General features: G+C 64.4%; 26 protein-coding genes. 12 read left to right on the plus strand and 14 right to left on the minus strand.

The genetic code is table 11. From position 1 onward, the window contains the following. Nucleotides 1-61: 61 nt before the first annotated feature. The 3 genes from cysN to A9179_RS18125 form a co-directional block, all read right to left on the minus strand. Nucleotides 62-1,960: a sulfate adenylyltransferase subunit CysN gene (cysN, locus tag A9179_RS18115; protein WP_187807603.1), complete on the minus strand. Its 1,899-nt coding sequence runs from the start codon at nucleotides 1,958-1,960 to the stop codon at nucleotides 62-64. A 1-nt stretch (nucleotide 1,961) separates the two neighbouring features. Further along, nucleotides 1,962-2,879, minus strand: coding sequence for a sulfate adenylyltransferase subunit CysD (gene cysD / locus A9179_RS18120; RefSeq protein WP_187807604.1), 918 nt, complete (start codon nucleotides 2,877-2,879; stop codon nucleotides 1,962-1,964). Nucleotides 2,880-3,011: 132 nt separating this feature from the next. Next, complete coding sequence (locus A9179_RS18125) at nucleotides 3,012-3,770, minus strand: Nif3-like dinuclear metal center hexameric protein (protein WP_187807605.1); 759 nt, start codon at nucleotides 3,768-3,770, stop codon at nucleotides 3,012-3,014. Nucleotides 3,771-3,882: 112 nt separating this feature from the next. Between A9179_RS18125 and algW the strand changes: the two genes are divergently transcribed. Continuing rightward, nucleotides 3,883-5,034 (plus strand): Do family serine endopeptidase AlgW, encoded by a 1,152-nt coding sequence (algW, locus tag A9179_RS18130; RefSeq protein ID WP_187807606.1) that lies wholly within the window; start codon nucleotides 3,883-3,885, stop codon nucleotides 5,032-5,034. A gap of 43 nt (nucleotides 5,035-5,077) precedes the next feature. On the opposite strand, the gene hisC is transcribed toward algW, so the two are convergent. The 10 genes from hisC to A9179_RS18180 form a co-directional block, all read right to left on the minus strand. After that, a complete protein-coding gene (hisC, locus tag A9179_RS18135; protein WP_187807607.1) occupies nucleotides 5,078-6,133 on the minus strand; it encodes a histidinol-phosphate transaminase in 1,056 nt (351 codons plus the stop codon). 113 nt (nucleotides 6,134-6,246) lie between these two features. Further along, entirely contained in the window at nucleotides 6,247-7,557 is a 1,311-nt protein-coding gene (gene hisD, locus A9179_RS18140; protein WP_187807608.1) for a histidinol dehydrogenase, read from the minus strand. Nucleotides 7,558-7,680: 123 nt separating this feature from the next. After that, the gene (hisG, locus tag A9179_RS18145) at nucleotides 7,681-8,316 is read right to left on the minus strand and encodes an ATP phosphoribosyltransferase (RefSeq protein ID WP_187807609.1); all 636 of its coding nucleotides are present in this window, start codon (nucleotides 8,314-8,316) and stop codon (nucleotides 7,681-7,683) included. Between the two features lie 84 nt (nucleotides 8,317-8,400). After that, entirely contained in the window at nucleotides 8,401-9,666 is a 1,266-nt protein-coding gene (gene murA / locus A9179_RS18150) for a UDP-N-acetylglucosamine 1-carboxyvinyltransferase (RefSeq protein ID WP_187807610.1), read from the minus strand. A gap of 22 nt (nucleotides 9,667-9,688) precedes the next feature. After that, a complete protein-coding gene (locus tag A9179_RS18155) occupies nucleotides 9,689-9,928 on the minus strand; it encodes a BolA family protein (RefSeq protein WP_187807611.1) in 240 nt (79 codons plus the stop codon). A gap of 128 nt (nucleotides 9,929-10,056) precedes the next feature. Then, nucleotides 10,057-10,365 (minus strand): STAS domain-containing protein, encoded by a 309-nt coding sequence (locus tag A9179_RS18160; RefSeq protein WP_187807612.1) that lies wholly within the window; start codon nucleotides 10,363-10,365, stop codon nucleotides 10,057-10,059. Then, nucleotides 10,362-11,006: an MlaC/ttg2D family ABC transporter substrate-binding protein gene (locus A9179_RS18165; RefSeq protein ID WP_187808630.1), complete on the minus strand. Its 645-nt coding sequence runs from the start codon at nucleotides 11,004-11,006 to the stop codon at nucleotides 10,362-10,364. Before A9179_RS18165 ends, A9179_RS18160 begins: the two co-directional genes overlap by 4 nt. A gap of 2 nt (nucleotides 11,007-11,008) precedes the next feature. Then, the gene (mlaD, locus tag A9179_RS18170; protein WP_187807613.1) at nucleotides 11,009-11,476 is read right to left on the minus strand and encodes an outer membrane lipid asymmetry maintenance protein MlaD; all 468 of its coding nucleotides are present in this window, start codon (nucleotides 11,474-11,476) and stop codon (nucleotides 11,009-11,011) included. Next, on the minus strand, nucleotides 11,476-12,273 hold the full coding sequence (gene mlaE / locus A9179_RS18175; protein WP_187807614.1) for a lipid asymmetry maintenance ABC transporter permease subunit MlaE: 798 nt from the start codon (nucleotides 12,271-12,273) through the stop codon (nucleotides 11,476-11,478). Before mlaE ends, mlaD begins: the two co-directional genes overlap by 1 nt. Then, nucleotides 12,273-13,082, minus strand: coding sequence for an ATP-binding cassette domain-containing protein (locus tag A9179_RS18180; protein WP_187807615.1), 810 nt, complete (start codon nucleotides 13,080-13,082; stop codon nucleotides 12,273-12,275). Before A9179_RS18180 ends, mlaE begins: the two co-directional genes overlap by 1 nt. 243 nt (nucleotides 13,083-13,325) lie before the next feature. On the opposite strand from A9179_RS18180, the gene A9179_RS18185 reads away from it, so the two are divergent. From A9179_RS18185 to A9179_RS18230, 10 genes are all read left to right on the plus strand, one after another. Next, nucleotides 13,326-14,300: a KpsF/GutQ family sugar-phosphate isomerase gene (locus A9179_RS18185; protein ID WP_187807616.1), complete on the plus strand. Its 975-nt coding sequence runs from the start codon at nucleotides 13,326-13,328 to the stop codon at nucleotides 14,298-14,300. Then, a complete protein-coding gene (locus tag A9179_RS18190; protein ID WP_187807617.1) occupies nucleotides 14,301-14,825 on the plus strand; it encodes a KdsC family phosphatase in 525 nt (174 codons plus the stop codon). 8 nt (nucleotides 14,826-14,833) lie between these two features. Beyond that, nucleotides 14,834-15,403, plus strand: a complete 570-nt coding sequence (lptC, locus tag A9179_RS18195) for an LPS export ABC transporter periplasmic protein LptC (protein ID WP_187807618.1) — start codon at nucleotides 14,834-14,836, stop codon at nucleotides 15,401-15,403. Beyond that, nucleotides 15,390-15,935 (plus strand): lipopolysaccharide transport periplasmic protein LptA, encoded by a 546-nt coding sequence (lptA, locus tag A9179_RS18200; RefSeq protein ID WP_187807619.1) that lies wholly within the window; start codon nucleotides 15,390-15,392, stop codon nucleotides 15,933-15,935. Before lptC ends, lptA begins: the two co-directional genes overlap by 14 nt. Next, nucleotides 15,935-16,660 (plus strand): LPS export ABC transporter ATP-binding protein, encoded by a 726-nt coding sequence (gene lptB / locus A9179_RS18205; RefSeq protein WP_187807620.1) that lies wholly within the window; start codon nucleotides 15,935-15,937, stop codon nucleotides 16,658-16,660. Before lptA ends, lptB begins: the two co-directional genes overlap by 1 nt. Nucleotides 16,661-16,884: 224 nt before the next feature. Then, complete coding sequence (locus A9179_RS18210; RefSeq protein WP_187807621.1) at nucleotides 16,885-18,378, plus strand: RNA polymerase factor sigma-54; 1,494 nt, start codon at nucleotides 16,885-16,887, stop codon at nucleotides 18,376-18,378. A 161-nt stretch (nucleotides 18,379-18,539) separates the two neighbouring features. Beyond that, complete coding sequence (gene hpf, locus A9179_RS18215) at nucleotides 18,540-18,848, plus strand: ribosome hibernation-promoting factor, HPF/YfiA family (protein WP_187807622.1); 309 nt, start codon at nucleotides 18,540-18,542, stop codon at nucleotides 18,846-18,848. 13 nt (nucleotides 18,849-18,861) lie between these two features. Further along, on the plus strand, nucleotides 18,862-19,326 hold the full coding sequence (gene ptsN, locus A9179_RS18220) for a PTS IIA-like nitrogen regulatory protein PtsN (RefSeq protein ID WP_187807623.1): 465 nt from the start codon (nucleotides 18,862-18,864) through the stop codon (nucleotides 19,324-19,326). Between the two features lie 19 nt (nucleotides 19,327-19,345). After that, nucleotides 19,346-20,203, plus strand: a complete 858-nt coding sequence (gene rapZ / locus A9179_RS18225) for an RNase adapter RapZ (protein WP_187807624.1) — start codon at nucleotides 19,346-19,348, stop codon at nucleotides 20,201-20,203. A gap of 8 nt (nucleotides 20,204-20,211) precedes the next feature. Beyond that, nucleotides 20,212-20,484: an HPr family phosphocarrier protein gene (locus tag A9179_RS18230; RefSeq protein ID WP_187807625.1), complete on the plus strand. Its 273-nt coding sequence runs from the start codon at nucleotides 20,212-20,214 to the stop codon at nucleotides 20,482-20,484. Nucleotides 20,485-20,544: 60 nt separating this feature from the next. Here A9179_RS18230 and pmbA read toward each other — a convergent pair whose 3' ends face one another. Further along, the gene (gene pmbA, locus A9179_RS18235) at nucleotides 20,545-21,891 is read right to left on the minus strand and encodes a metalloprotease PmbA (protein WP_187807626.1); all 1,347 of its coding nucleotides are present in this window, start codon (nucleotides 21,889-21,891) and stop codon (nucleotides 20,545-20,547) included. Nucleotides 21,892-22,004: 113 nt separating this feature from the next. On the opposite strand from pmbA, the gene yjgA reads away from it, so the two are divergent. Further along, nucleotides 22,005-22,526 carry a ribosome biogenesis factor YjgA gene (yjgA, locus tag A9179_RS18240; protein ID WP_187807627.1) on the plus strand — a complete coding sequence of 174 codons (522 nt, stop codon included), beginning with the start codon at nucleotides 22,005-22,007 and terminating at the stop codon, nucleotides 22,524-22,526. The last annotated feature ends 14 nt before the right edge of the window (nucleotides 22,527-22,540 follow it).

Below are 22,540 nucleotides of genomic sequence, written 5' to 3' on the forward strand. Positions count from 1 at the left end.
CATGCCGCCGTGCAAACAAAAAGCCCCGCACTAGGCGGGGCTTTTCTTACCGGCGTCGCGATCAGATCGCGCCACGGCTGCGCAGCAGGTCGAGCACCTGCTTGACGCCCTCTTCCACCGACAGGCTCTGGGTGTCGATCACCAGATCGGCATTCAACGGGATGTCGTAGGCGAAGGACTCACCCGGGATGTTGTCGCCAGCGGCGGCATACAGGCCCTGCGGGTCACGCTCGCGGCACACGGCCGGCGATGCCTGCACGTACACGGTGATCAGGCGTTCGCCGCCGATCAGCGCCTTGGCCTGCTCGCGGCCTTCGGCGTCCGGAGCGACGAAGGCGGCCAGGGTCAGCAAGCCGGCTTCGTTGAACTGACGGGCGACGTGGGCGGCGCGACGCCAGTTCTCGGTGCGCCCGGCACGATCCTGCGGCAGGCCCTTGTTCAGGTCATGGCGCAGGTTCTGGCCATCCAGCACGTACACGGCACGCCCCATGTCGAACAGCTTGCGCTCCACGGCGTAGGCCAGGGTGCTCTTGCCGGCGCCGGACAGGCCGCTGAACAGCACGGTAGCCGGCTGCTGGCCGAAGCGCGCGGCGCGCTCCTCGGTGGACACGTGGGCCAGCTTGCCGTGGTGACCGCCGCCCTGCTGGGCCTGCGGTGCAGCGATGATCATGCCGGCACCGACGGTGCCGTTGGTCAGCCGGTCGATGACGATGAAGGCACCGGTGGTGCGGTTCTGCGCATAGCCGTCGAGGGCGATCGGCGCATCCAGGGCCACCTTGACCTTGGCGATCTCGTTCAGCTGCAGGCTGCTCGCCGCGGTCTCTTCCAGGGTATTCACATCGACCTTGTGGGCGATGCTCGGAATCGAACCCGGCACGTAGCTGGTGGCGCGCTTGATGTCGTATTTCTTGCCCGGCAGCATCGGCTCTTCAGCCATCCACACCAGCATGGCCTCGAAGCTGTCGACCACCTGCGGACGGTTGTCGGCATGCACCAGCATGTCGCCGCGCGATACGTCGATCTCGTCTTCCAGGGTCAGGGTGATCGCCTGGCCCGGGCCGGCCTGCTCCAGCTCACCCTCGAAGGTGACGATGGACTTGATCTTGCTGCCCTTGCCCGACGGCAGGGCGATGACTTCGTCGCCCTTGCGCACGATGCCGCTGGCCAGGGTGCCGGCGAAACCGCGGAAGTTCAGGTTGGGACGATTGACGTACTGCACCGGGAAACGCAGGTCGTTGAAGTTGCGGTCGCCGGCGACTTCCACGGTCTCGAGGATTTCCATCAGCGACTGGCCGGTGTACCAGGGCGACTGCTCGCTCTTGTTCACCACGTTGTCGCCCTTCAGCGCCGACATCGGCACGAAGTGCAGGGAGCTGGGCTTGAGGTTGATCTTGTCGGCGAAGGCCAGGTAGTCGGCCTTGATCTGCTCGAACACGCCCTGGTCGAAGCCCTTCAGGTCCATCTTGTTGATGGCGACGACTATGTGCTTGATGCCCAGCAGCGAGGCAATGAAGCTGTGCCGGCGGGTCTGGGTCTGCACGCCGTAGCGGGCGTCGATCAGGATGATGGCCAGGTCGCAGTTGGACGCACCGGTCGCCATGTTGCGGGTGTACTGCTCATGGCCGGGGGTGTCGGCGATGATGAACTTGCGCTTGGTGGTGCTGAAGTAGCGGTACGCCACATCGATGGTGATGCCCTGCTCGCGCTCGGCCTGCAGGCCGTCGACCAGCAGCGCCAGGTCGATGTCCTCACCGGTGGTACCGACTTTCTTGGAGTCCTTGGTGATGGCATCCAGATGGTCTTCATAGATCATCTTGGAGTCATGCAGCAGGCGGCCGATCAGGGTGCTCTTGCCGTCGTCGACGTTGCCGCAAGTCAGGAAGCGCAGCAGCTCTTTACGTTCGTGCTGGGCCAGGTAGGCGAGGATGTCCTCGCTGATCAGTTCGGATTGGTGCGACATATTAAAAGTACCCCTGACGTTTCTTCTCTTCCATCGAGCCGGAAGAGTCATGGTCGATAACTCGGCCTTGGCGCTCAGAGGTTTTGGCCAACAGCATTTCCTGAATGATTTCCGGCAGGGTGGTAGCGGTGGACTCCACCGCACCGGTCAGCGGGTAGCAGCCGAGGGTACGGAAGCGCACCATCTTCTTGTGGATGCTGGCTTTCTGCTCGGGAGTGAGGTGTTCGAGGATGCGTTCGTCGTCGATCATGATCAGCGCGCCGTTCATCTCGATCACTTCGCGCTCTTCGGCGAAGTACAGCGGCACAATCGGGATCTGCTCCAGATAGATGTACTGCCAGATATCCAGCTCGGTCCAGTTGGACAGCGGGAATACGCGGATCGACTCGCCTTTCTTGACGTTGCCGTTGTACACGTTCCACAGCTCGGGGCGCTGGTTCTTCGGATCCCAGCGGTGCTTGCTGTCGCGGAAGGAGTACACGCGCTCCTTGGCACGCGACTTCTCTTCGTCGCGGCGCGCGCCACCGAAGGCGGCGTCGAAGCCGTACTTGTCCAGCGCCTGCTTGAGACCCTCGGTCTTCATCACGTCAGTGTGCTTGGCACTGCCGTAGGTGAAGGGGTTCATGTCCTGCGCCACGCCATCGGGGTTGGTGTGGGTAATCAGATCCAGGCCGTACTCTTTGACCATCTTCTCGCGGAAGCGGTACATCTCCTGGAATTTCCAACGCGTGTCCACGTGCATGACCGGGAACGGCAGCTTGCCGGGGAAGAATGCCTTGCGCGCCAGATGCAGCATCACGGCGGAATCTTTACCGATGGAATACAGCATCACCGGGTTGTCGAATTCGGCGGCCACTTCACGAATGATGTGGATACTTTCCGCCTCGAGCTGTTTCAGGTGCGTCAGTTTGTCGAGCATGGCTTATCACAGATCTGGGAATGAACGGCCGGCGGGCCGTGGACGAGGGCGCACTCTAGCACAGCGCCCCCTTCTATTCAGGCCGCCACTTAGATCGAAACGATCTAGTTTTATGCCCGAAGAATCAGCGCTTTATATGGGATTCGGGCAATCGATAAACAGGTGTTCGATGGCAAAGCGCCGCGCCAGGTAGTCGCCCAGCGCCTGCACGCCGTAGCGCTCGGTAGCGTGGTGGCCGGCGGCGATGAAGCTGATGGCGTTCTCACGGGCGCTGTGGAAGGTCTGCTCGGAGGCCTCGCCGGTGAGAAACAGATCGACCCCGGCAGCAATCGCGTCGTCGATGTAGCCCTGACCACCGCCGGTGCACCAGCCAATCCGCCGCACCATGCCCTCGCCGGCCACCAGCAGCGGCTCGCGACCCAGCACTTCCTGCACCCGCCGGGCGAAATCGCGCGGGCTCATGGGCTCGGCCAGCGAACCGAGCAGGCCGACCACCTTGGGATTGTCCGGATTCAGCGGGCCTTCCACCGTGATGTCGAGCTGGCGCGCCAGCTGCACGTTGTTACCCACCTCGGCATGCACGTCCAGCGGCAGGTGATAGGCCAGCAGGCTGATGTCGTTGCCCAGCAGGGTCTGCAGGCGACGGCGCTTCATGCCGGTGATACAGGCGTCCTCGCCCTTCCAGAAGTAGCCGTGGTGCACCAGCACCACGTCGGCCTCGGCCTCCACCGCGGCATCCAGCAGCGCCTGGCTGGCGGTGACCCCGCTGACGATGCGCCGCACCTGCGGCCGGCCCTCGACCTGCAAGCCGTTGGGGCAGTAATCGCTGATGCGCGCGGCATTCAGGAAGCGATCCGCTTCCTCGACCAGGGTGGTCAGGGCAATGGCCATGGACAATCCTCTTCAATCTGTTGCAGGCACTGCTTTCTTGCCGGCAGCCCCTCTATAATGCCGCCACCTTAAGGGGCGCCGCCTGCCCCGACAACCCTCAGGATTTCCCTCGATGCTCAAGGCCCTGCGCTTCCTTGGCTGGCCCCTGCTGGCCGGCCTGTTGCTGGCGTTGCTGATAATCCAGCGCTACCCGCAATGGGTCGGCCTGCCCAGTCACGACGTCTACCTGCAGCAGGCACCGCATTACGGTACGGCCCAGGAAGGCCCGGTATCCTACGCCGACGCGGTGAGCCGCGCGGCACCGGCGGTGGTCAACCTGTATACCACCAAGATGGTCAGCCGCTCGTCTTCGCCGATGTTCGACGACCCGGTGTTCCGCCGCTTCTTCGGCGACAACCTGCCCAAGCAGCGGCGCATGGAGTCGAGCCTGGGCTCGGCGGTGATCATGAGCGCCGAAGGCTACCTGCTGACCAACAACCACGTCACCAGCGGTGCCGACCAGATAGTGGTGGCCCTCAAGGACGGCCGCGAGACCGTGGCCCACCTGGTCGGCAGCGACCCGGAAACCGACCTCGCGGTGCTCAAGATCGACCTCAAGGATCTGCCGACCATGACCCTCGGCCGCTCCGATCAGATCAAGATCGGTGACGTCACCCTGGCCATCGGCAACCCCTTCGGCGTCGGCCAGACCGTGACCATGGGCATCATCAGCGCCACCGGGCGCAACCAACTGGGCCTCAACACCTACGAAGACTTCATCCAGACCGATGCGGCGATCAACCCAGGCAACTCCGGCGGCGCCCTGGTCGACGCGCACGGCAACCTGATCGGCATCAACACCGCGATCTTCTCCAAGTCCGGCGGCTCCCAGGGCATCGGCTTCGCCATCCCGGTGAAACTGGCTCGCGAGGTGATGAAGGCGATCATCGAGCATGGCCAGGTGATCCGCGGCTGGCTGGGCATCGAAGTGCAGCCGCTGACCCAGGAACTGGCCGAGTCCTTCGGCCTGCAGGGCCGCGCCGGCATCCTGGTCGCCGGTATCTATCGCAATGGCCCGGCGCAGAAGGCCGGCCTGCAACCGGGCGACCTGATCCTGCGCATCGGCGAGGAGGACGCCGTGGACGGCCGCCGCTCGATGAACCAGGTAGCGCGCACCAAGCCCGGCGACAAGATAGTCGTGGAAGTCCTGCGCGGCGGCGAAACCCTGGAGCTGACCGCCGAGGTCGGCCTGCGGCCACCGGCGGAAACCGCCCAGCAGGAATGAAAAAAGGCGCCGAAAGGCGCCTTTTTTCATAGTGACAGAGTCGTTACAGAATCTGCCCCAGGGCATCCAGCAAGGCCTGGTTCTGCTCCGGCGCACCGATGGTGATGCGCAGGAACTGGGCGATGCGCTGCTGCTTGAAGTGGCGCACGATCACCCCGTGTTCGCGCAGGGCCGCGGCCAGCTCCGCTGCATCGCGCTGCGGATGACGGGCGAAGACGAAGTTGGCCGCCGACGGCAGCACCTCGAAGCCCAGGCCGCTCATGGCCTCGACCAGCGCCTCGCGGCTGGCGATCACCGCCTGGCAGGTTTGCTGGAAGTAGGCTTCGTCCTCGAACGCCGCGGCTGCGCCGGCAATCGCCATACGATCCAGCGGATAGGAGTTGAAGCTGTTCTTGATCCGCTCCAGCGCCTCGATCAGATCCGGGTGCCCCACCGCGATGCCGACCCGCAGCCCAGCCAGCGAGCGCGACTTGGACAGGGTCTGGGTTACCAGCAGGTTCGGGTAGCGGTCGACCAGCTTGATCGCCGTTTCGCCACCGAAGTCGATATAGGCCTCGTCCACCAGCACCACGCTGTCCGGACTGGCCTTGAGCATCTGCTCGATGGCTTCCAGCGCCAGCAGGCAGCCGGTCGGCGCGTTGGGGTTGGGGAAGATGATCCCGCCATTGGGCCGCGCGTAGTCGGCCACGCGAATCTGGAACTGCTCGTCCAGCGCCAGGGCCTCGTGGGCAATCCCGTACAGGCCGCAGTACACCGGATAGAAGCTGTAGGTGACGTCGGGGAACAGCAGCGGCTTGCCGTGCTGGAACAGGCCGTGGAAGGCGTGCGCCAGCACCTCGTCGGAGCCGTTGCCGACGAACACCTGGGCAGTGCTCACGCCGTAGTAGTCGGCCACCGCCTGTTTCAGGCGATCGCTGTTGGGATCCGGGTACAGGCGCAGGCTGTCGTTCAGCTCGGCCTGCATGGCGGCCAGCGCCTTGGGCGACGGGCCATAGGGGTTCTCGTTGGTGTTGAGCTTGACCAGCTTGGCCAGTTTCGGCTGCTCACCCGGCACGTAGGGCACCAGGTCTTTGACGAAGGGGCTCCAGAATTTGCTCATCTGCCCTTCTCTCCTCGAATTAGGTTCGTGTCGCTTTGCGTAGGAGCGAGCTCTGCTCGCGAATTGCTCGCTTAAAAGCTTCGCGAGCAGAGCTCGCTCCCACAAGGTTCAGGTCAACTCTTGATGCGGTACTCGGCGCTTCGGGCGTGGGCGGTCAGCGACTCGCCGCGGGCCAGCACCGAGGCGACCTTGCCCAGTTCGGAAGCGCCATCGGCCGAGCAGTGGATGATCGACGAGCGCTTCTGGAAGTCGTACACCCCCAGCGGCGAGGAGAAGCGCGCGGTGCCGGAGGTCGGCAGCACGTGGTTCGGCCCGGCGCAGTAGTCGCCCAGGGCTTCCGCGGTGTAGCGGCCCATGAAGATCGCGCCGGCATGGCGAATCTCGGGCAGGTACTGCTCGGGGTTGGCCACCGACAGTTCCAGGTGCTCCGGCGCGATGCGGTTGGCCACCTCGATGGCCTGGGCCATGTCGGCGACCTGGATCAGCGCGCCGCGGCCCTCCATGGAAGTGCGGGCAATGGTCTCGCGCTCCAGGGTCGGCAGCAGCTTGGCGATGCTGGCTGCGACCTTGTCGAGGAAGGCGGCATCCGGGCTGACCAGGATGGCCTGGGCGTCTTCGTCGTGCTCGGCCTGGGAGAACAGATCCATGGCGATCCAGTCCGGATCGGTCTGGCCATCGCACACCACGAGGATTTCCGACGGGCCGGCGATCATGTCGATGCCGACCTTGCCGAACACGTGGCGCTTGGCGGTGGCCACGTAGATATTGCCGGGGCCGACGATCTTATCCACCGGCGGCACGCTCTCGGTGCCATAGGCCAGTGCGGCCACGGCCTGGGCGCCACCGATGGTGAACACCCGGTCGACGCCGGCGATGCAGGCGGCGGCGAGGACGATCTCGTTGATCTCGCCACGCGGGGTCGGCACTACCATCACCACTTCCGGCACGCCGGCAACCTTGGCCGGGATGGCATTCATCAGCACCGACGAGGGGTACGAGGCCTTGCCGCCCGGCACGTACAGGCCGGCGCGATCCAGCGGGGTGACCTTCTGCCCCAGCACGGTGCCGTCGGCTTCGGTGTAGCTCCAGGAGTCCTGCTTCTGCCGCTCGTGGTACAGGCGCACGCGCTCGGCGGCCTTCTCCAGGGCGCTGCGCTGCTCGGGCGTGATGCGGGTCAGGGCCAGTTCCAGGCGCTCGCGCGGCAGGATCAGGTCGGCCATCGAGGCAACGTCGAGGCCGTCGAATCTCTCGGTGAACTCGACCAGGGCGGCATCGCCGCGGCTACGCACGGCGGCGATGATGTCCAGCACACGCTGGTTGACGCCGTCATCCGACACGCTTTCCCAGCTCAGCAGATGATCCAGATGACGGGCGAAGTCCTGGTCAGCGGCATTGAGACGGCGGATAGCAACGGAACTGGTCATAGCGGGCCTCTTGATTGGCAAATGCTCGGGCGTCGCTAGGCTACCAAGCCCACCGCATGGACGCCCGAGAAAAGTGGCTATGACACGGATAGGCAGACGCGACGTAACGCCGCGTTGAGGGTATCAGCTGGGGTGTCGCGCCTCGACGGCGCTGCGCAGGGTATCGATCAGCGCCTGGATGCGACCGTGCTGCATCTTCATCGACGCCTTGTTGACCACCAGGCGCGAACTGATCGTGGCGATCAGCTCCTGGGGCTCCAGGCCGTTGGCGCGCAAGGTGTTGCCGGTATCGACCACGTCGATGATCTTGTCGGCCAGGCCGACCAGCGGGGCCAGCTCCATGGAGCCGTAGAGCTTGATCACATCGACCTGACGACCCTGCTCGGCATAGTAACGCTTGGCCACGTTGATGAACTTGGTGGCCACGCGCAGGCGGCCTTTCGGTTCCGGCGCACCGACCTTGCCGGCAGTCATCAGCTTGCACTTGGCAATCTGCAGATCCAGCGGCTCGTACAGGCCCTGGCCGCCGTATTCCATCAGCACGTCCTTGCCGGCCACGCCGAGGTCGGCGGCACCATGCTCGACATAGGTCGGCACATCGGTGGCGCGCACGATCAGCAGCTGCACATCGTCCTGGGTGGTGGGGATGATCAGCTTGCGGCTCTTCTCCGGATTCTCGGTCGGCACGATGCCGGCTGCGGCGAGCAGCGGCAGGGTGTCATCGAGGATGCGGCCCTTGGACAGCGCGATGGTGAGCATTGCTAAACCCAATCCTTACTGAAACGTCTGGTGCCGGCGTCCCGCATCGCGGGGCCGCCGGCGCGGCCAGGTGGCGAGCGTCTACTAGCCCGGTACGCGGCGGATCTTGGCGCCGAGCAGCTGCAGTTTTTCCTCGATGCACTCGTAACCACGGTCAATGTGGTAGATGCGGTCGATCAGGGTCTCGCCTTCGGCTACCAGCGCGGCGATCACCAGGCTGGCGGAAGCCCGCAGGTCGGTGGCCATGACCGGAGCGCCTTTCAGCGCCGGTGCACCGGTAACGATGGCGGTGTTGCCCTCGACCAGGATCTGCGCGCCCATGCGGTTCATCTCGTAGACGTGCATGAAGCGGTTCTCGAACACGGTCTCGATGACGGTGCCGGTACCCTCGGCGATGGCGTTGAGGGAGATGAACTGGGCCTGCATGTCGGTCGGGAAGGCCGGGTACGGCGCGGTGCGCACGTTGACCGCTTTCGGCCGCTTGCCCTTCATGTCCAGCTCGATCCAGTCCTTGCCGGTGGTGATCTCGGCGCCCGCTTCCTGCAGCTTGGCCAGTACGGCCTCGAGGATGGTCGGATCGGTGTCTTTCAGTTTGACCCGGCCACCGGTGGCAGCAGCGGCCACCAGGTAGGTACCGGTCTCGATACGGTCGGGCATCACGCTGTAGCGACCGCCACCGAGGCGCTCGACGCCGTCGATGGTGATGGTGTCGGTACCGGCACCGCTGACCTTGCCGCCCATGGCGTTGATGAAGTTGGCCAGGTCGACCACTTCCGGCTCACGCGCGGCGTTTTCCAGCACGGTACGGCCCTTGGCCAGGGCCGCGGCCATCATGATGTTCTCGGTACCGGTCACGCTGACGATATCGAAGAAGAAGTGCGCGCCACGCAGGCCGCCTTCTGGCGCCTTGGCCTTGATGTAGCCGCCTTCGACGTCGATCTTGGCGCCCATGGCTTCCAGGCCACGGATGTGCAGGTCGACCGGACGCGAACCGATGGCGCAACCGCCAGGCAGGGCCACTTCGGCTTCACCGAAGCGGGCGACCATCGGACCGAGTACCAGGATCGAGGCGCGCATGGTCTTCACCAGCTCGTACGGCGCGACCAGGGTCTTGATGCTGCTGGCATCGACTTCGACGCTGAGCTTCTCGTCGATGATCGGCTGCACACCCATGCGACCGAACAGCTCGATCATGGTGGTGATGTCGTGCAGGTGCGGCAGGTTGCACACGGTAACCGGGGTGTCGGCCAGCAGGGTGGCGGCCAGAATCGGCAGGGCGGAGTTCTTCGCGCCGGAAATGCGGATTTCGCCGTCGAGGCGGATACCGCCGGTGATGATCAGTTTGTCCATTTGAATCTCGCTGCCCGCAGGCTCAGGAACGCTCGGCCCAGGCGGCCTGGCTGAAGAATTTCATGGTCACGGCATGGATCGCACCACTGGCGATCCATTCGTTGAGGTGGGCGTAAATCTGCTGCTGGCGCTTGACCGGGCTGAGAGCGGCCAGCTCGTCGCTGATCAGGTTCAGCTGGAAATTGCAGCCCTCGCCTTCCACCTCGACACGGGTGTTGGGCAACTTGGCTTCCAGGAGGCTTTTCACTTCTACGGCCTGCATGTTCAACCTCGATCGGCGCAGTAAGGCATCATTGGCGGGCCGAGGCTCGCGGGCCGGCCATGATACAAAAAAGCCCCCCGCCTGCGAAGCCCGCGGCGCGGGATCGCAGACGGAGGGCCTTGGCAGGTTCAATGCTCGAGGCCGAGCAGCTCCTGCAGACCGGAAACCCGGGCAATGCCCTGCATGTCCGCCGGCAGCCGGCGCACACTGAGGCGCTTGCCCGCGGCCCGGGCGTCGCGCAGCAGGGCCAGCAGCAGCGCCAAGCCGACGCTGCTGGACTTGTCCACCGCCGCGCAGTCGAGCACCAGCTCGCCAACCGCACTGCCAGCGATCAGCCGCCGGCCGTCTTCGCGCAGCTGCGGCCCGCTACGGTAGTCGAGCACGCCGGACAGCAGCAGCTCGCCGACACCGCCCTGACGGATGGTGCCCTGGCTCATTGACCGCCAGCCTGCTGGCCTTCGGCGCTTTCCTTGGCCTTGGCCACCACATCGGCCCAGCCGTCAATGGTCTTGTCCAGGTCGTTGCCGTTGCGCTGCATGGCATCGGCGAACTGGTCACGGAACAGCTTACCGACGTTGATGCCGTTGATGATCACGTTGCGCAGCATCCACTGACCGTTGATCTGCACCATGGTGTAGGACACCGGGTAGACGGCACCATTCTTGCCGCTCACCTCCATGCCGACACTGGCGCGATCGGCGCCCTCGGCCTTGGCCGTCAGCACGCGGATACCCTGGTTGTCGTACTCGAGCAGGGCGTTGCCATAGAACTGCATCAGGCTGCGCTTGAAGTTGCTCTCGAAGCGCTGGATCTGCTCGGGCGTGGCATTGCGCGAGTATTTGACGGTCATGATGCTGCGGGAAATACCGTCGCTGTCCACCACCGGGCCAAGGATGCGATCCAGGCTGTCGTAGAAGGACTGGCGGTTCTGCTGGTAGGCCTCTTTGTTGGCCTTAAGGTCGTCGAGCAGTTGCTTGGTGGTCTGCTCCACCACTTCATGGGCAGACGGAGCGGCCTGAACCAGCAGCGGCGCTGCGGCCAGCACCACCAGCAGGCTGTTACGCAGGAGTTTGAGCATGCTCATTTGCTTTCCTTGTTCACCGAGTTCATCAGGAATTTGCCGATCAGGTCTTCCAGCACCAGAGACGACTGGGTGTCGCGAATGGTTCCGCCATCCTTGAGCAGGTCTTCTTCACCGCCCACGCTGATGCCGATGTACTTCTCACCCAGCAGGCCGGCAGTAAGGATAGAAGCCGTGGAGTCCACCGGCAGGTTGTCCACCCGCTTTTCCACTTCCATGGTCACTCGACCGGTGTAGCTGTCGCGATCCAGGTCGATGGCGGTGACCTTGCCGATAGTCACGCCGGCCATGGTGACCTTGGCCCGCACCGTCAGGCCGGCGATATTGTCGAAGTTCGCGTACAGCTTGTAGCTGTCGCTCGAACTGGCGGCAGACAGCCCGCTGACCCGCAGGGCCAGGAGCAACAGGGCCAGCAGTCCAGCCAGCAGGAACAGGCCGACGCCGATTTCCAGGGAGCGGCTTTGCATCAGAGATCTCCAAACATCAGGGCGGTCAGAATAAAGTCGAGGCCGAGCACGGCCAGCGAGGCGTACACCACGGTCTTGGTGGTGGCACGGCTGATACCTTCGGAAGTGGGTTCGCAGTCATAGCCCTGGAACACGGCGATCCAGGTCGCGACAAAGGCGAACACCATGCTCTTGATCACGCCGTTGAGCACGTCTTCGGTGAATTCCACGCTGTTCTGCATGTTCGACCAGAACGAGCCTTCGTAGACGCCCAGCCAGTCGACGGCAACCATCGCCCCGCCCCAGATGCCGACCACGCTGAAGATCGCGGCCAGCAGCGGCATGGAGATGAAACCGGCCCACAGGCGCGGGGCGATGATGTACTTGAGCGGATCCACGCCGATCATTTCCAGGCTGGACAGCTGCTCGGTAGATTTCATGTTGCCGATCTCGGCGGTCAGCGCCGAGCCGGCACGGCCGGCGAACAGCAGGCCGGTGACCACCGGGCCGAGCTCGCGCAGCAGGGTCAGGGCGACCATCTGCCCCACGGCCTGCTCCGAGCCATAGCTGGTGAGGATATTGAAGCCCTGCAGGGCCAACACCATGCCGATGAACAGGCCGGCAACCATGATGATCGGCAGCGACAGCACGCCCACCGAGTACAGCTGGCGAATCAGCAATTGCCCACCGTTGCGCAGACCACTGCGACCAAACAGCGAGCTGCCAAGGAACAGCACAGAGCGGCCCATGGCCTCGACCACATCGATTCCGGAACGGCCGAGCAGCCGGATGCGCTCCAGTGGCGACGACTTACGCATCAATTGGCCCCCAACAAGTCTTCCAGGTAATCCGGCGCCGGATAGTGGAAAGGCACCGGCCCATCCGGAATGCCCTGCATGAACTGCTGGATCCGCGGATTATCCGAATTCATCAGCTCGGCCGGGGTGCCCTGGCCGAGTACCTGGCCATCCCCCACCACATAGATGTAGTCGGCAATGCTGGCGGTTTCAGCCAGGTCGTGGGACACCACCACGCTGGTGATACCCAGGGCGTCGTTGAGCAGACGGATCAGACGCACCAGCACGCCCATGGCGATGGGATCCTGACCGACGAACGGCTCGTCGTACATCAGGATCTGCGGATCCAGGGCAATCGCCCGGGCCAGCGCCACCCGGCGCTTCATGCCGCCGGACAGTTCATCCGGCATCAGCTCCACGGCACCGCGCAGGCCCACGGCCTGCAGTTTCATCAGCACGATGTCGCGAATCATCTCGTCGGGCAGCTGGGTGTGTACCCGCAGCGGGAAGGCGACGTTCTCGAACACGTCCAGGTCGGTGAACAGCGCACCGCTCTGGAACAGCACGCCGAACTGCTTGCGCATGTCGAACAGCGCGGCACGGGAAAGGGTTGGCAGGTTCTGCCCGTTGACCCACACCTCGCCGCTGTCCGGGCGCAGCTGGGCGGCGATCAGGCGCAACAGGGTGGTTTTGCCGCAACCGGAAGGTCCCATGATGCCGGTGACCTTGCCGCGCGGAATGCGCACATCGATATTGTCGAAAATCTTGCGCGCGCCGCGCTTGAAGGTCAGCCCCTTCAACTCAACGGCATAGGCATTCTCGGCGCTCATCCAGACTCCTTGTGACACAGCCTCCATGGACAGACGCAGCATCCCGACGTTGGGGCACCACACGCACAGTGGACAGGCCGAACAAGGCGCGGAATATAGCACTGGCCGGCGCGCGGCCCAAGGCATGGCAATCTTTTCATGCATTTTCCCGGCAACCTTCGCCACGACCAATGGTCGGAGGTGAGCGAAGCCGGCTTTGCCGGTATAATCCCGCCTTTTCTGCCTGGCACCGTGAATTCCGTCATGTCCCAATCCAGCGACCTGATCCTCTCCGCACAACGCACCATCCGCCTCGAAATCGAGGCCATCGAGGCCGTGCTTGGCCGCATCAATGGCGATTTCGTCCGCGCCTGCGAACTGCTGCTGGCCTGCAAGGGCCGCATCGTGGTGGTCGGCATGGGCAAGTCCGGGCATGTCGGCAACAAGATCGCCGCCACCCTGGCCAGCACCGGCACCCCGGCGTTCTTCGTGCATCCGGCCGAGGCCAGCCATGGCGACATGGGCATGATCACCCGCGACGACGTGGTACTGGCCCTGTCCAACTCCGGCTCCACCGCCGAAATCGTCACCCTGCTGCCACTGATCAAGCGCCTCGGCATTACCCTGATCAGCATGACCGGCAACCCCGACTCGCCGCTGGCCAAGGCCGCCGAAGTCAACCTGGATGCCCGCGTGGCCCAGGAAGCCTGCCCACTGAACCTGGCACCGACCTCCTCCACCACCGTTTCCCTGGTGCTTGGCGACGCCCTGGCCATCGCCCTGCTGGAAGCCCGCGGCTTCACCGCCGAAGATTTCGCCTTCTCCCACCCGGGTGGCGCCCTCGGCCGCCGCCTGCTGCTCAAGGTGGAGAACGTCATGCACAGCGGCCAGCGCCTGCCACTGGTGGCGCGCGGCACCAGCCTGCGCGACGCCCTGCTGGAAATGACCCGCAAAGGTCTGGGCATGACCGTGATCACCGAGACCGACGGCAAGCTGGCCGGGATCTTCACCGACGGCGACCTGCGCCGCACCCTGGACAAGGGCATCGACGTGCACCAGGCGACCATCGATGCGGTGATGACCATCCACGGCAAGACCGCCCGCGCCGAAATGCTCGCCGCCGAAGCCCTGAAAATCATGGAAGACCACAAGATCAACGCGCTGGTCGTCGTGGATGACGAGGACAAGCCGGTCGGCGCCCTCAACATGCACGACCTGCTGCGCGCCGGAGTGATGTAAATGAGCAACGAACTGCTGCAACGCGCCCAGGCGGTCAAACTGGCCGTTTTCGATGTGGACGGCGTATTGACCGACGGTCGCCTGTACTTTCTCACCGACGGCAGCGAATTCAAGACCTTCAACACCCTCGACGGCCACGGCATCAAGATGCTGATCAACTCCGGGGTGCGCACCGCCATCATCAGCGGCCGCAAGACCCCAGTGGTCGAGCGCCGCGCGCAGAACCTCGGCATCCAGCACTTGTATCAGGGCCGCGAGGACAAGCTCGTCGTTCTCGACGAACTGCTCGGCGAGCTGGGGCTAAACTATGAGCAGGTCGCCTATCTGGGCGACGACCTGCCCGACCTGCCGGTGATCCGCCGTGTCGGCTTAGGGATGGCCGTAGCCAGCGCCGACGGTTTCGTCCGCCAGCACGCCCACGGTGTAACCAGCGCCCGCGGCGGCGAAGGCGCCGCCCGCGAGTTCTGCGAGCTGATCATGCGTGCCCAGGGCACCCTCGAAGCCGCCCAGGCCGCTTACCTCTAGGATTTTCCATGCCCGGCAAACTGCGCAACGCCCTGCTCGCCATACTCGTCGCCGCTCTGCTGGCGGCCGTCGGCTACTGGAACATCCGCCCGGAAAGTTTCATGGACAAGCCCAGCGTGGCGGAAACCGAACAGTCCATCGACTTCTATGTGGTCAATGCCAGCACCGTGCAATTCCAGGAAGACGGCAAGCTGCAGTACAGCATGACCGCCGACAAGCTGGATCACCTCAAGGCCAGCGACGTGACCCTGGTACAGAAGCCGGATCTGCTGCTGTACCGCGGCACCGAGCTGCCCTGGCACGTGCAGAGCGAGCGCGGCGAAGTGGCCCCGCAGGGCGCCCAGGTCGAGCTGATCGACAAGGTGCGCATCGCCCGCACCGATGCCAAGAACCGCCCGGTGGTGATCACCAGCAGCCGGATGACCGTATTTCCGGACAAAGAATATGCGCAGACCCAGCAAGCCGTTAGAATCGAGGCCGCCAACGGGGTGACCACGGCACAGGGAATGAAAGCGTACATGAATGACGGCAGGATCAACCTGCTGTCCAACGTAAGAGGCCAGCATGAGGTTCGTTAAAACCCTCCCCCTTCTGCTCAGTCTGGGCAGCGCACTTGGAAGTGCCGCCGCCTGGGCCCTGCCCAGCGACCGCGATCAGCCGATCCGGGTACAGGCGGACAGCGCCGAGCTGGACGACAAACAAGGCGTGGCGGTGTACCGCGGCGGCGTGGTGATTACCCAGGGCACCCTGAAGATCACCGGCGACACCGTGACCATCACCCAGGACAAGAACGGCGACATCGAACTGTTCACCTCGGTCGGCAAACCCGCCTACTACGAACAGAAACCCGCGCCGGACAAGGACATCGTCAAGGCCTATGGCCTGACCATCCAGTACTACGCGACCAACGAGCGCATCGTGCTGATCGACCAGGCCAAGGTGATCCAGCAGGGCAACACCTTCGAAGGCGAGAAGATCGTCTATGACACCCAGCGCCAGATCGTCAACGCCGGCCGTGCCAATGGTTCCTCGGTGACCACGCCGCGCCCGCGCATCGACATGGTGCTGCAGCCGCGCAAGAAAAGCGGCCAAGCGGAGCAGGCGCAGTAATGGCGACTCTCAAAGCCCAGCACCTGGCCAAGAGCTACAAGGGTCGCCAGGTGGTTCGCGACGTCAGCCTGTCCATCGACAGCGGCCAGATCGTCGGCCTGCTCGGCCCCAACGGCGCCGGCAAGACCACCTGCTTCTACATGATCGTCGGCCTGGTGCAGGCTGATCAGGGCCGGGTACTGATCGACAGCCACGACATCAGCCACCAGCCCATGCACGGCCGCGCCCGCGCCGGCATCGGCTACCTGCCGCAGGAAGCCTCGATCTTCCGCAAGCTGACCGTGGCCGACAACATCCTGGCGATCCTCGAGACCCGCAAGGATCTCGACCGCGCCGGACGCAACAAGGCCCTGGAAACCCTGCTGCAGGAATTCCACATCAGCCACATCCGCGACAGCCTCGGCATGAGCCTGTCCGGCGGTGAACGCCGCCGCGTGGAAATCGCCCGCGCCCTGGCCACCGAGCCCAAGTTCATCCTGCTCGACGAACCCTTCGCCGGTGTCGACCCGATCTCGGTCGGCGACATCAAGCAGATCATCCACCACCTCAAGGCCAAAGGCATCGGCGTGCTGATCACCGATCACAACGTGCGCGAGACCCTGGATATCTGCGAAACCGCCTATATCGTCAACGACGGTCAGCTGATCGCCGAAGGTGATGCCGAGACCATCCTGGCCAACCAGCTGGTCAAGGAAGTCTACCTGGGGCACGAGTTCCGCCTCTGACCAGCCCCGCTCCGGCCTGTCGCGGGCCGGTTCGCCGCCCCATCCGGGCCCGAACCACCCGCGCACGGCCACGGATCGCGAGCAGGGCCGATTCACTACAAGGACGTTGTCAAGCCTAGGCAAAGCCCGAAATTTCGGGCATATAATTTGCTTACTGGCGGCGCCCTGGCGCCCTGTAGTGAATGGCGCCCTGCGCCAGCAGATAAGGTGCAAAGCTTCCTGCCATGAAACCCTCGCTAGTCCTCAAGATGGGCCAGCAGCTGACGATGACGCCGCAGCTGCAACAAGCCATTCGCCTACTCCAGCTGTCCACCCTGGATCTGCAGCAGGAAATCCAGGAGGCCCTGGAATCCAACCCCATGCTGGAGCGCCAGGAAGAAGGCGACGACTTCGACAACTCCGACCCCATGGCCGACGCCGCCGAGCAATCGCCGCAGGCGACTCCAGAGCCGACCTACCAGGAAACCAACAGCGGCAGCGCCGACTCCCAGGAAGATGGCGAGTGGCACGAGCGCATCCCCAGCGAACTGCCGGTGGACACCGCCTGGGAAGACATCTACCAGACCAGCGCCAGCAGCCTGCCGAGCAATGACGACGACGAGTGGGACTTCACCACCCGCACCTCCGCCGGCGAGAGCCTGCAGAGCCACCTGCTGTGGCAGCTCAACCTGGTGCCGATGAGCGACACCGACAAACTGATCGGCGTCACCATCATCGACTGCATCAACAACCAGGGTTACCTGGAAGAAAGCATCGAGGAGATCGTCGAGTCCTTCGATCCCGAACTGGATATCGAAGCCGACGAAGTCGAAGCCGTACTGCGCCGCATCCAGCACTTTGAGCCCGCCGGCATCGGTGCCCGCGACCTGCGCGAGTGCCTGCTCCTGCAACTGCGCCAACTGCCAGCCAATACCCCCTGGCTGAGCGAGGCGCAGCGCCTGGCCGGCGAGCACCTCGACCTGCTCGGCAGCCGCGACTACAGCCAGCTGATGCGGCGCATGAAGCTCAAGGAAGACGAGCTGCGCCAGGTCATCGAGCTGATCCAGAGCCTCAACCCGCGCCCCGGTTCGCAGATCGAAGCCAGCGAGCCGGAATACGTGGTGCCGGACGTGATCGTGCGCAAGCACAACGAACGCTGGCTGGTGGAGCTAAACCAGGAAGCGGTGCCGCGCCTGCGGGTCAACCCGCAATACGCCGGCTTCGTGCGCCGCGCCGACTCCAGCGCCGACAACACCTTCATGCGCAACCAGCTGCAGGAAGCGCGCTGGTTCATCAAGAGCCTGCAGAGCCGTAACGAAACCCTGATGAAGGTGGCGACGCAGATCGTCGAGCATCAGCGTGGCTTCCTCGACTATGGCGACGAGGCCATGAAGCCCCTGGTGCTGCACGACATCGCCGAAGCGGTGGGCATGCACGAGTCGACCATTTCGCGGGTCACCACGCAGAAATTCATGCACACCCCGCGCGGCATTTACGAGCTGAAATACTTCTTCTCCAGCCACGTCAGCACCTCCGAAGGCGGTGAATGCTCGTCCACCGCCATCCGCGCCATCATCAAGAAACTGGTCGCCGCGGAAAACGCGAAAAAGCCGTTGAGCGACAGCAAGATCGCTGGTTTACTGGAAGCACAGGGCATTCAGGTAGCCCGCCGCACAGTCGCCAAATACCGCGAATCCCTCGGGATAGCGCCTTCGAGTGAACGTAAACGACTGATGTGATGCGGCACTGAGGGAAGGCTTTTGCAAAACTGGATGCGCGCCAAGCGCCCTGCCCGCGGGGGAATTCCAGGACAGTTCTGCAAGAGCCTTCCCAAAGCCAAAGTGTTACGGTGGCAGGCCCGTTAGCCTGCCTCTTACACACGGCAACAAGGAGAAGCGGTATGCAAGTCAACATCAGTGGACATCAACTGGATGTGACCGACGCCATGCGCGACTATGTCGGGGAAAAACTCAGCCGGCTGGAGCGCCATTTCGACCGAATCACCAACGTTCAGGTGACCATGGAAGTCGAGAAGCTCAAACAGAAGATCGAAGCAACCCTGCACATCGCCGGCGGCGAAGTGGTGGCCAACGCCGAACATGAAGACATGTACGCGGCCATCGACCTGCTCGCCGACAAACTCGACCGCCAACTGATCAAGCACAAGGAAAAGCAGCTGGGCCGCCTGCAAGGCGCCACGGCTCGCTGAAACCTGCCAACCCATGATCCGACTTGAAAACATCCTGACCGCCGGCCGCTCCCTGGTGAGCGTGCCTGGCGGCAGCAAGAAACGCGTCCTCGAACAGATTGCCAACCTGGTTGCTCGCGATCTTCCCGATCTCGACACCCAGGACATCTTCGAAAACCTGATTGCCCGCGAGAAGCTCGGCTCCACCGGCTTCGGTAACGGCATCGCCATTCCCCACTGCCGCCTGCCCGGCTGCAACGCGCCGATCAGCGCGGTATTGCACCTGGAAGCGGCCGTGGACTTCGACGCCATCGACGGCGCCCCGGTGGATCTGCTGTTCGTCCTGCTGGTGCCGGAAGCGGCGACCGACGAACACCTCGAACTGCTGCGCCAGATCGCCAGCATGCTCGACCGCAGCGAAGTACGCGAGCGACTGCGCCAGGCGCAGAGCAGCGAGAGCCTGTACCAGGTGGTGGTCGACGTGCAGAGCGGCCACTGAGGCCGGGTAGGACAGAGCCATGCGCCTGATCATCGTCAGCGGTCGTTCCGGCTCGGGCAAGAGCACTGCCCTCGACGTGCTCGAGGACAACGGCTTTTACTGCATCGACAACCTGCCGGCGATCCTCCTGCCGGAACTGGCCGAGCGCGCTCTGCTGCAGACCGAACTGCTGCACCCGCAGGTCGCCGTGTCGATCGATGCGCGCAACCTGCCCAGCCAGCTAAAGCGCTTCCCCGAACTGCTCGATGAAGTACGCGCCCGCCACATCCAGTGCGACGTGCTGTACCTGGATGCCGACGAGGAAACCCTGCTCAAGCGCTTCTCCGAGACCCGCCGGCGCCACCCGCTGACCAACGAGAACCGCGCCCTGGCCGAAGCCATCCGTGACGAGGCGCTGCTGCTCAGTCCGATCACCGATCTGGCCGACCTGAAGATCGACACCACCCACCTCAATCTCTACCAGCTGCGCGACACCCTCAAGCTGCGCCTGCTGAACAAGCCGGAGCCGGGCACCGCCTTCCTCATCGAGTCGTTCGGCTTCAAGCGCGGCATGCCGGTGGACGCCGACCTGGTGTTCGACGTGCGCTGCCTGCCCAACCCCTACTGGAAGCCGGATCTGCGCGAAATGTCCGGCCTGGAGCCACCGGTGGCCGAATACCTGGCCGCGCAGCCCGATGTCGAGGAGATGTACCAGGACATCCACGGCTACCTGAACAAGTGGCTGCCGCGCTTTGCCGCCAGCAACCGCGCCTACGTGACCATTGCCATTGGCTGCACCGGCGGTCACCATCGCTCGGTCTATCTGGCCAATCGCCTGGGCGAAGCCCTCAAGCCCATACTGAAGAACGTCCAGGTTCGCCACCGCGACCTCGGCTAAGGACTGCAATGCCTGCCTGCGAAATCACCATCATCAACAAGCTCGGCCTGCATGCCCGCGCCGCCGCCAAGTTCGTCGGCGTGGCCGGGCGCTTCCCCTGCCAGGTACGGGTCGGCCGCACCCCGCAGAGCCTGATCGACGGCAAGAGCATCATGGCGGTCATGATGCTGGCCGCCGGCAAGGGCACCAACCTGCACTTGCACAGCGAAGGCGAGCAGGAAGACGACGCGCTGAACGCCCTGATCGAGCTGATCAACAACAAGTTCGACGAAGGCGAATAAGCTTCGCCAAGACAAAGGCCCTGCCCGGGCTACCCGGGCAGGGCCTTTTGCATGGCGGGATCAGCTGCCGGCGACGGTCATCTTCTCGATCAGCACCGAGCCGGTGCGGATATTGCCGCGCAGCTCCAGGTCGCTGCCCACCGCGACTATCTGCTGGAACATGTCGCGCAGATTGCCGGCGATGGTCACCTCCTGCACCGGGAACTGGATCTCGCCGTTTTCCACCCAGAAACCGGCGGCGCCGCGCGAATAGTCGCCGGTGACCATGTTCAGCCCCTGTCCCATCAGCTCGGTCACCAGCAGGCCGCGATCCATGCGGCGCAGCAGCGCCCGCTGGTCTTCATCGCCGTGGCTGACGAACAGGTTGTGCACGCCGCCAGAGTTAGCCGTGCTGGGCATGCCCAGCTTGCGCCCGGAATAGGTGCCGAGGATGTAGGACACCAGCTCGCCGCCGGCGACGAAGGGCTTGGCATAGGTTGCCAGGCCATCGCCGTCGAAGGTCGCGCTGCCCATGGCCCGCGGGATATGCGGGCGCTCGTCGAGGCTCAGCCACTCGGGGAACAGGCGCTGGCCCAGCGTGCCTTCGAGGAAGGAAGAATGGCGGTACAGATTGCCGCCGGAAATCGCCGCGAGGAAATGGCCGAACAGCCCGGTGGCCAGCTCCGCGGCGAACAGCACCGGCACCTCGCAGGTCGGCACTGGCCGTGCACCGAGGCGCGCCACGCTACGCTCGGCGGCGCGCCGACCGATCAGCGCCGGGTCGGCCAGCAGCTCGCCCTGGCGGTTGACGTCGTACCAGTAGTCGCGCTGCATCTGCCCCTCGCCCTCGGCGATCATCACGCAGCTCAGGCTGTGGCGGGTGCTGGCATAGCCGCCGACGAAACCATGGCTGTTGCCGTACACCCGGCAGCCCTGGTGGGTATTGAGGGTAGTGCCGTCGGCATTGCTGATCCGCGGGTCGGCGGCGAAGGCCGCGCCTTCGCAGGCCAGAGCCAGCTCGACCGCCTGCTCCGGGGCCAGCGCCCAGGGATGGTAGAGATCCAGCTCCGGCAGCTCGCGGGCCATCAGCGCCGCATCGGCGAGACCGGCGCAGTCGTCCTCGGAGGCATGCTTGGCGATGGCCAGGGCCGCCGCCACGGTCTCGCGGATGGCCGCCTCGCCGTTTGCCGAGGTGCTGGCCGAGCCTTTGCGCTGGCCGACGTAGAGGGTGATGCCGAAGCCCTGGTCGCGGTTGAACTCGACCGTTTCCACCTCGCCCTGGCGTACCGTGGTGGACAGTCCCTGCTCCATCGACACCGCCACTTCACAGGCGCTGGCGCCCTGGCGCCGGGCCTCGGCGATGATCTGTTCGACCTGCGCCTGCAGGGCCGGCAAGGCCTGCGGGCCTACCACTTCTGTTGCACTCATAATCACTCCAAAACTGCCTCTGACAGCCCGCCCGGCAAGCACTGCGCTTGCGGCTTGAGGCTTGCCGCTACCCTTGCTGCTATCATGGCGACGTTTCCCTCTGGACCGCCCCCATGGCTGATGCTTACGACGAAGACTTCTCCGGCGAGAAGAGCAAGACCCAGATCAAGCGCGAGCTGCATGCCCTGCAGGATCTCGGCGCCCGTCTGACCACCCTCAAACCCGACCTGCTGGCCAAGCTGCCGCTGACCGACGCCATGCGCAAGGCCCTCGAAGAGGCGCCGAAGCACACAGCCAACGCGGCCAAGAAACGCCACGTCCAGTTCATCGGCAAGCTCATGCGCGAGCAGGACATCGAGGGCATCCTCGCCCTGATCGACCAGGTCGACAGCTCCACCCGCGAATACAACGAGCGCTTCCACAACCTCGAACGCTGGCGCGACCGCCTGATCGCCGGCGACGACGCGACCCTGGAGAGCTTCGTCAACGACTACCCGGAAACCGACCGCCAGCACCTGCGCAGCCTGATCCGTCATGCCCAGCACGAAGCGGCGCGGAACAAACCGCCAGCCGCCGCGCGCAAGGTCTTCAAATACATCCGCGAACTGGACGAAGTCCAACGCGGCCTGCGCTAAACCTCCACCCGCCG

The organism is Pseudomonas alcaligenes (genome assembly GCF_014490745.1).
Lineage (GTDB): Bacteria > Pseudomonadota > Gammaproteobacteria > Pseudomonadales > Pseudomonadaceae > Aquipseudomonas > Aquipseudomonas alcaligenes_C.

Excerpts from the sequence above, each read along its gene's own strand:
- cysN (WP_187807603.1), bottom strand. The coding sequence starts at position 1,960 with ATGTCGCACCAATCCGAACTGATCAGCGAGGACATCCTCGCCTACCTG.
- cysD (WP_187807604.1), bottom strand. The coding sequence starts at position 2,879 with ATGCTCGACAAACTGACGCACCTGAAACAGCTCGAGGCGGAAAGTATC.
- A9179_RS18125 (WP_187807605.1), bottom strand. The coding sequence starts at position 3,770 with ATGGCCATTGCCCTGACCACCCTGGTCGAGGAAGCGGATCGCTTCCTG.
- algW (WP_187807606.1), top strand. The coding sequence starts at position 3,883 with ATGCTCAAGGCCCTGCGCTTCCTTGGCTGGCCCCTGCTGGCCGGCCTG.
- hisC (WP_187807607.1), bottom strand. The coding sequence starts at position 6,133 with ATGAGCAAATTCTGGAGCCCCTTCGTCAAAGACCTGGTGCCCTACGTG.
- hisD (WP_187807608.1), bottom strand. The coding sequence starts at position 7,557 with ATGACCAGTTCCGTTGCTATCCGCCGTCTCAATGCCGCTGACCAGGAC.
- hisG (WP_187807609.1), bottom strand. The coding sequence starts at position 8,316 with ATGCTCACCATCGCGCTGTCCAAGGGCCGCATCCTCGATGACACCCTG.
- murA (WP_187807610.1), bottom strand. The coding sequence starts at position 9,666 with ATGGACAAACTGATCATCACCGGCGGTATCCGCCTCGACGGCGAAATC.
- A9179_RS18155 (WP_187807611.1), bottom strand. The coding sequence starts at position 9,928 with ATGCAGGCCGTAGAAGTGAAAAGCCTCCTGGAAGCCAAGTTGCCCAAC.
- A9179_RS18160 (WP_187807612.1), bottom strand. The coding sequence starts at position 10,365 with ATGAGCCAGGGCACCATCCGTCAGGGCGGTGTCGGCGAGCTGCTGCTG.
- A9179_RS18165 (WP_187808630.1), bottom strand. The coding sequence starts at position 11,006 with ATGCTCAAACTCCTGCGTAACAGCCTGCTGGTGGTGCTGGCCGCAGCG.
- mlaD (WP_187807613.1), bottom strand. The coding sequence starts at position 11,476 with ATGCAAAGCCGCTCCCTGGAAATCGGCGTCGGCCTGTTCCTGCTGGCT.
- mlaE (WP_187807614.1), bottom strand. The coding sequence starts at position 12,273 with ATGCGTAAGTCGTCGCCACTGGAGCGCATCCGGCTGCTCGGCCGTTCC.
- A9179_RS18180 (WP_187807615.1), bottom strand. The coding sequence starts at position 13,082 with ATGAGCGCCGAGAATGCCTATGCCGTTGAGTTGAAGGGGCTGACCTTC.
- A9179_RS18185 (WP_187807616.1), top strand. The coding sequence starts at position 13,326 with ATGTCCCAATCCAGCGACCTGATCCTCTCCGCACAACGCACCATCCGC.
- A9179_RS18190 (WP_187807617.1), top strand. The coding sequence starts at position 14,301 with ATGAGCAACGAACTGCTGCAACGCGCCCAGGCGGTCAAACTGGCCGTT.
- lptC (WP_187807618.1), top strand. The coding sequence starts at position 14,834 with ATGCCCGGCAAACTGCGCAACGCCCTGCTCGCCATACTCGTCGCCGCT.
- lptA (WP_187807619.1), top strand. The coding sequence starts at position 15,390 with ATGAGGTTCGTTAAAACCCTCCCCCTTCTGCTCAGTCTGGGCAGCGCA.
- lptB (WP_187807620.1), top strand. The coding sequence starts at position 15,935 with ATGGCGACTCTCAAAGCCCAGCACCTGGCCAAGAGCTACAAGGGTCGC.
- A9179_RS18210 (WP_187807621.1), top strand. The coding sequence starts at position 16,885 with ATGAAACCCTCGCTAGTCCTCAAGATGGGCCAGCAGCTGACGATGACG.
- hpf (WP_187807622.1), top strand. The coding sequence starts at position 18,540 with ATGCAAGTCAACATCAGTGGACATCAACTGGATGTGACCGACGCCATG.
- ptsN (WP_187807623.1), top strand. The coding sequence starts at position 18,862 with ATGATCCGACTTGAAAACATCCTGACCGCCGGCCGCTCCCTGGTGAGC.
- rapZ (WP_187807624.1), top strand. The coding sequence starts at position 19,346 with ATGCGCCTGATCATCGTCAGCGGTCGTTCCGGCTCGGGCAAGAGCACT.
- A9179_RS18230 (WP_187807625.1), top strand. The coding sequence starts at position 20,212 with ATGCCTGCCTGCGAAATCACCATCATCAACAAGCTCGGCCTGCATGCC.
- pmbA (WP_187807626.1), bottom strand. The coding sequence starts at position 21,891 with ATGAGTGCAACAGAAGTGGTAGGCCCGCAGGCCTTGCCGGCCCTGCAG.
- yjgA (WP_187807627.1), top strand. The coding sequence starts at position 22,005 with ATGGCTGATGCTTACGACGAAGACTTCTCCGGCGAGAAGAGCAAGACC.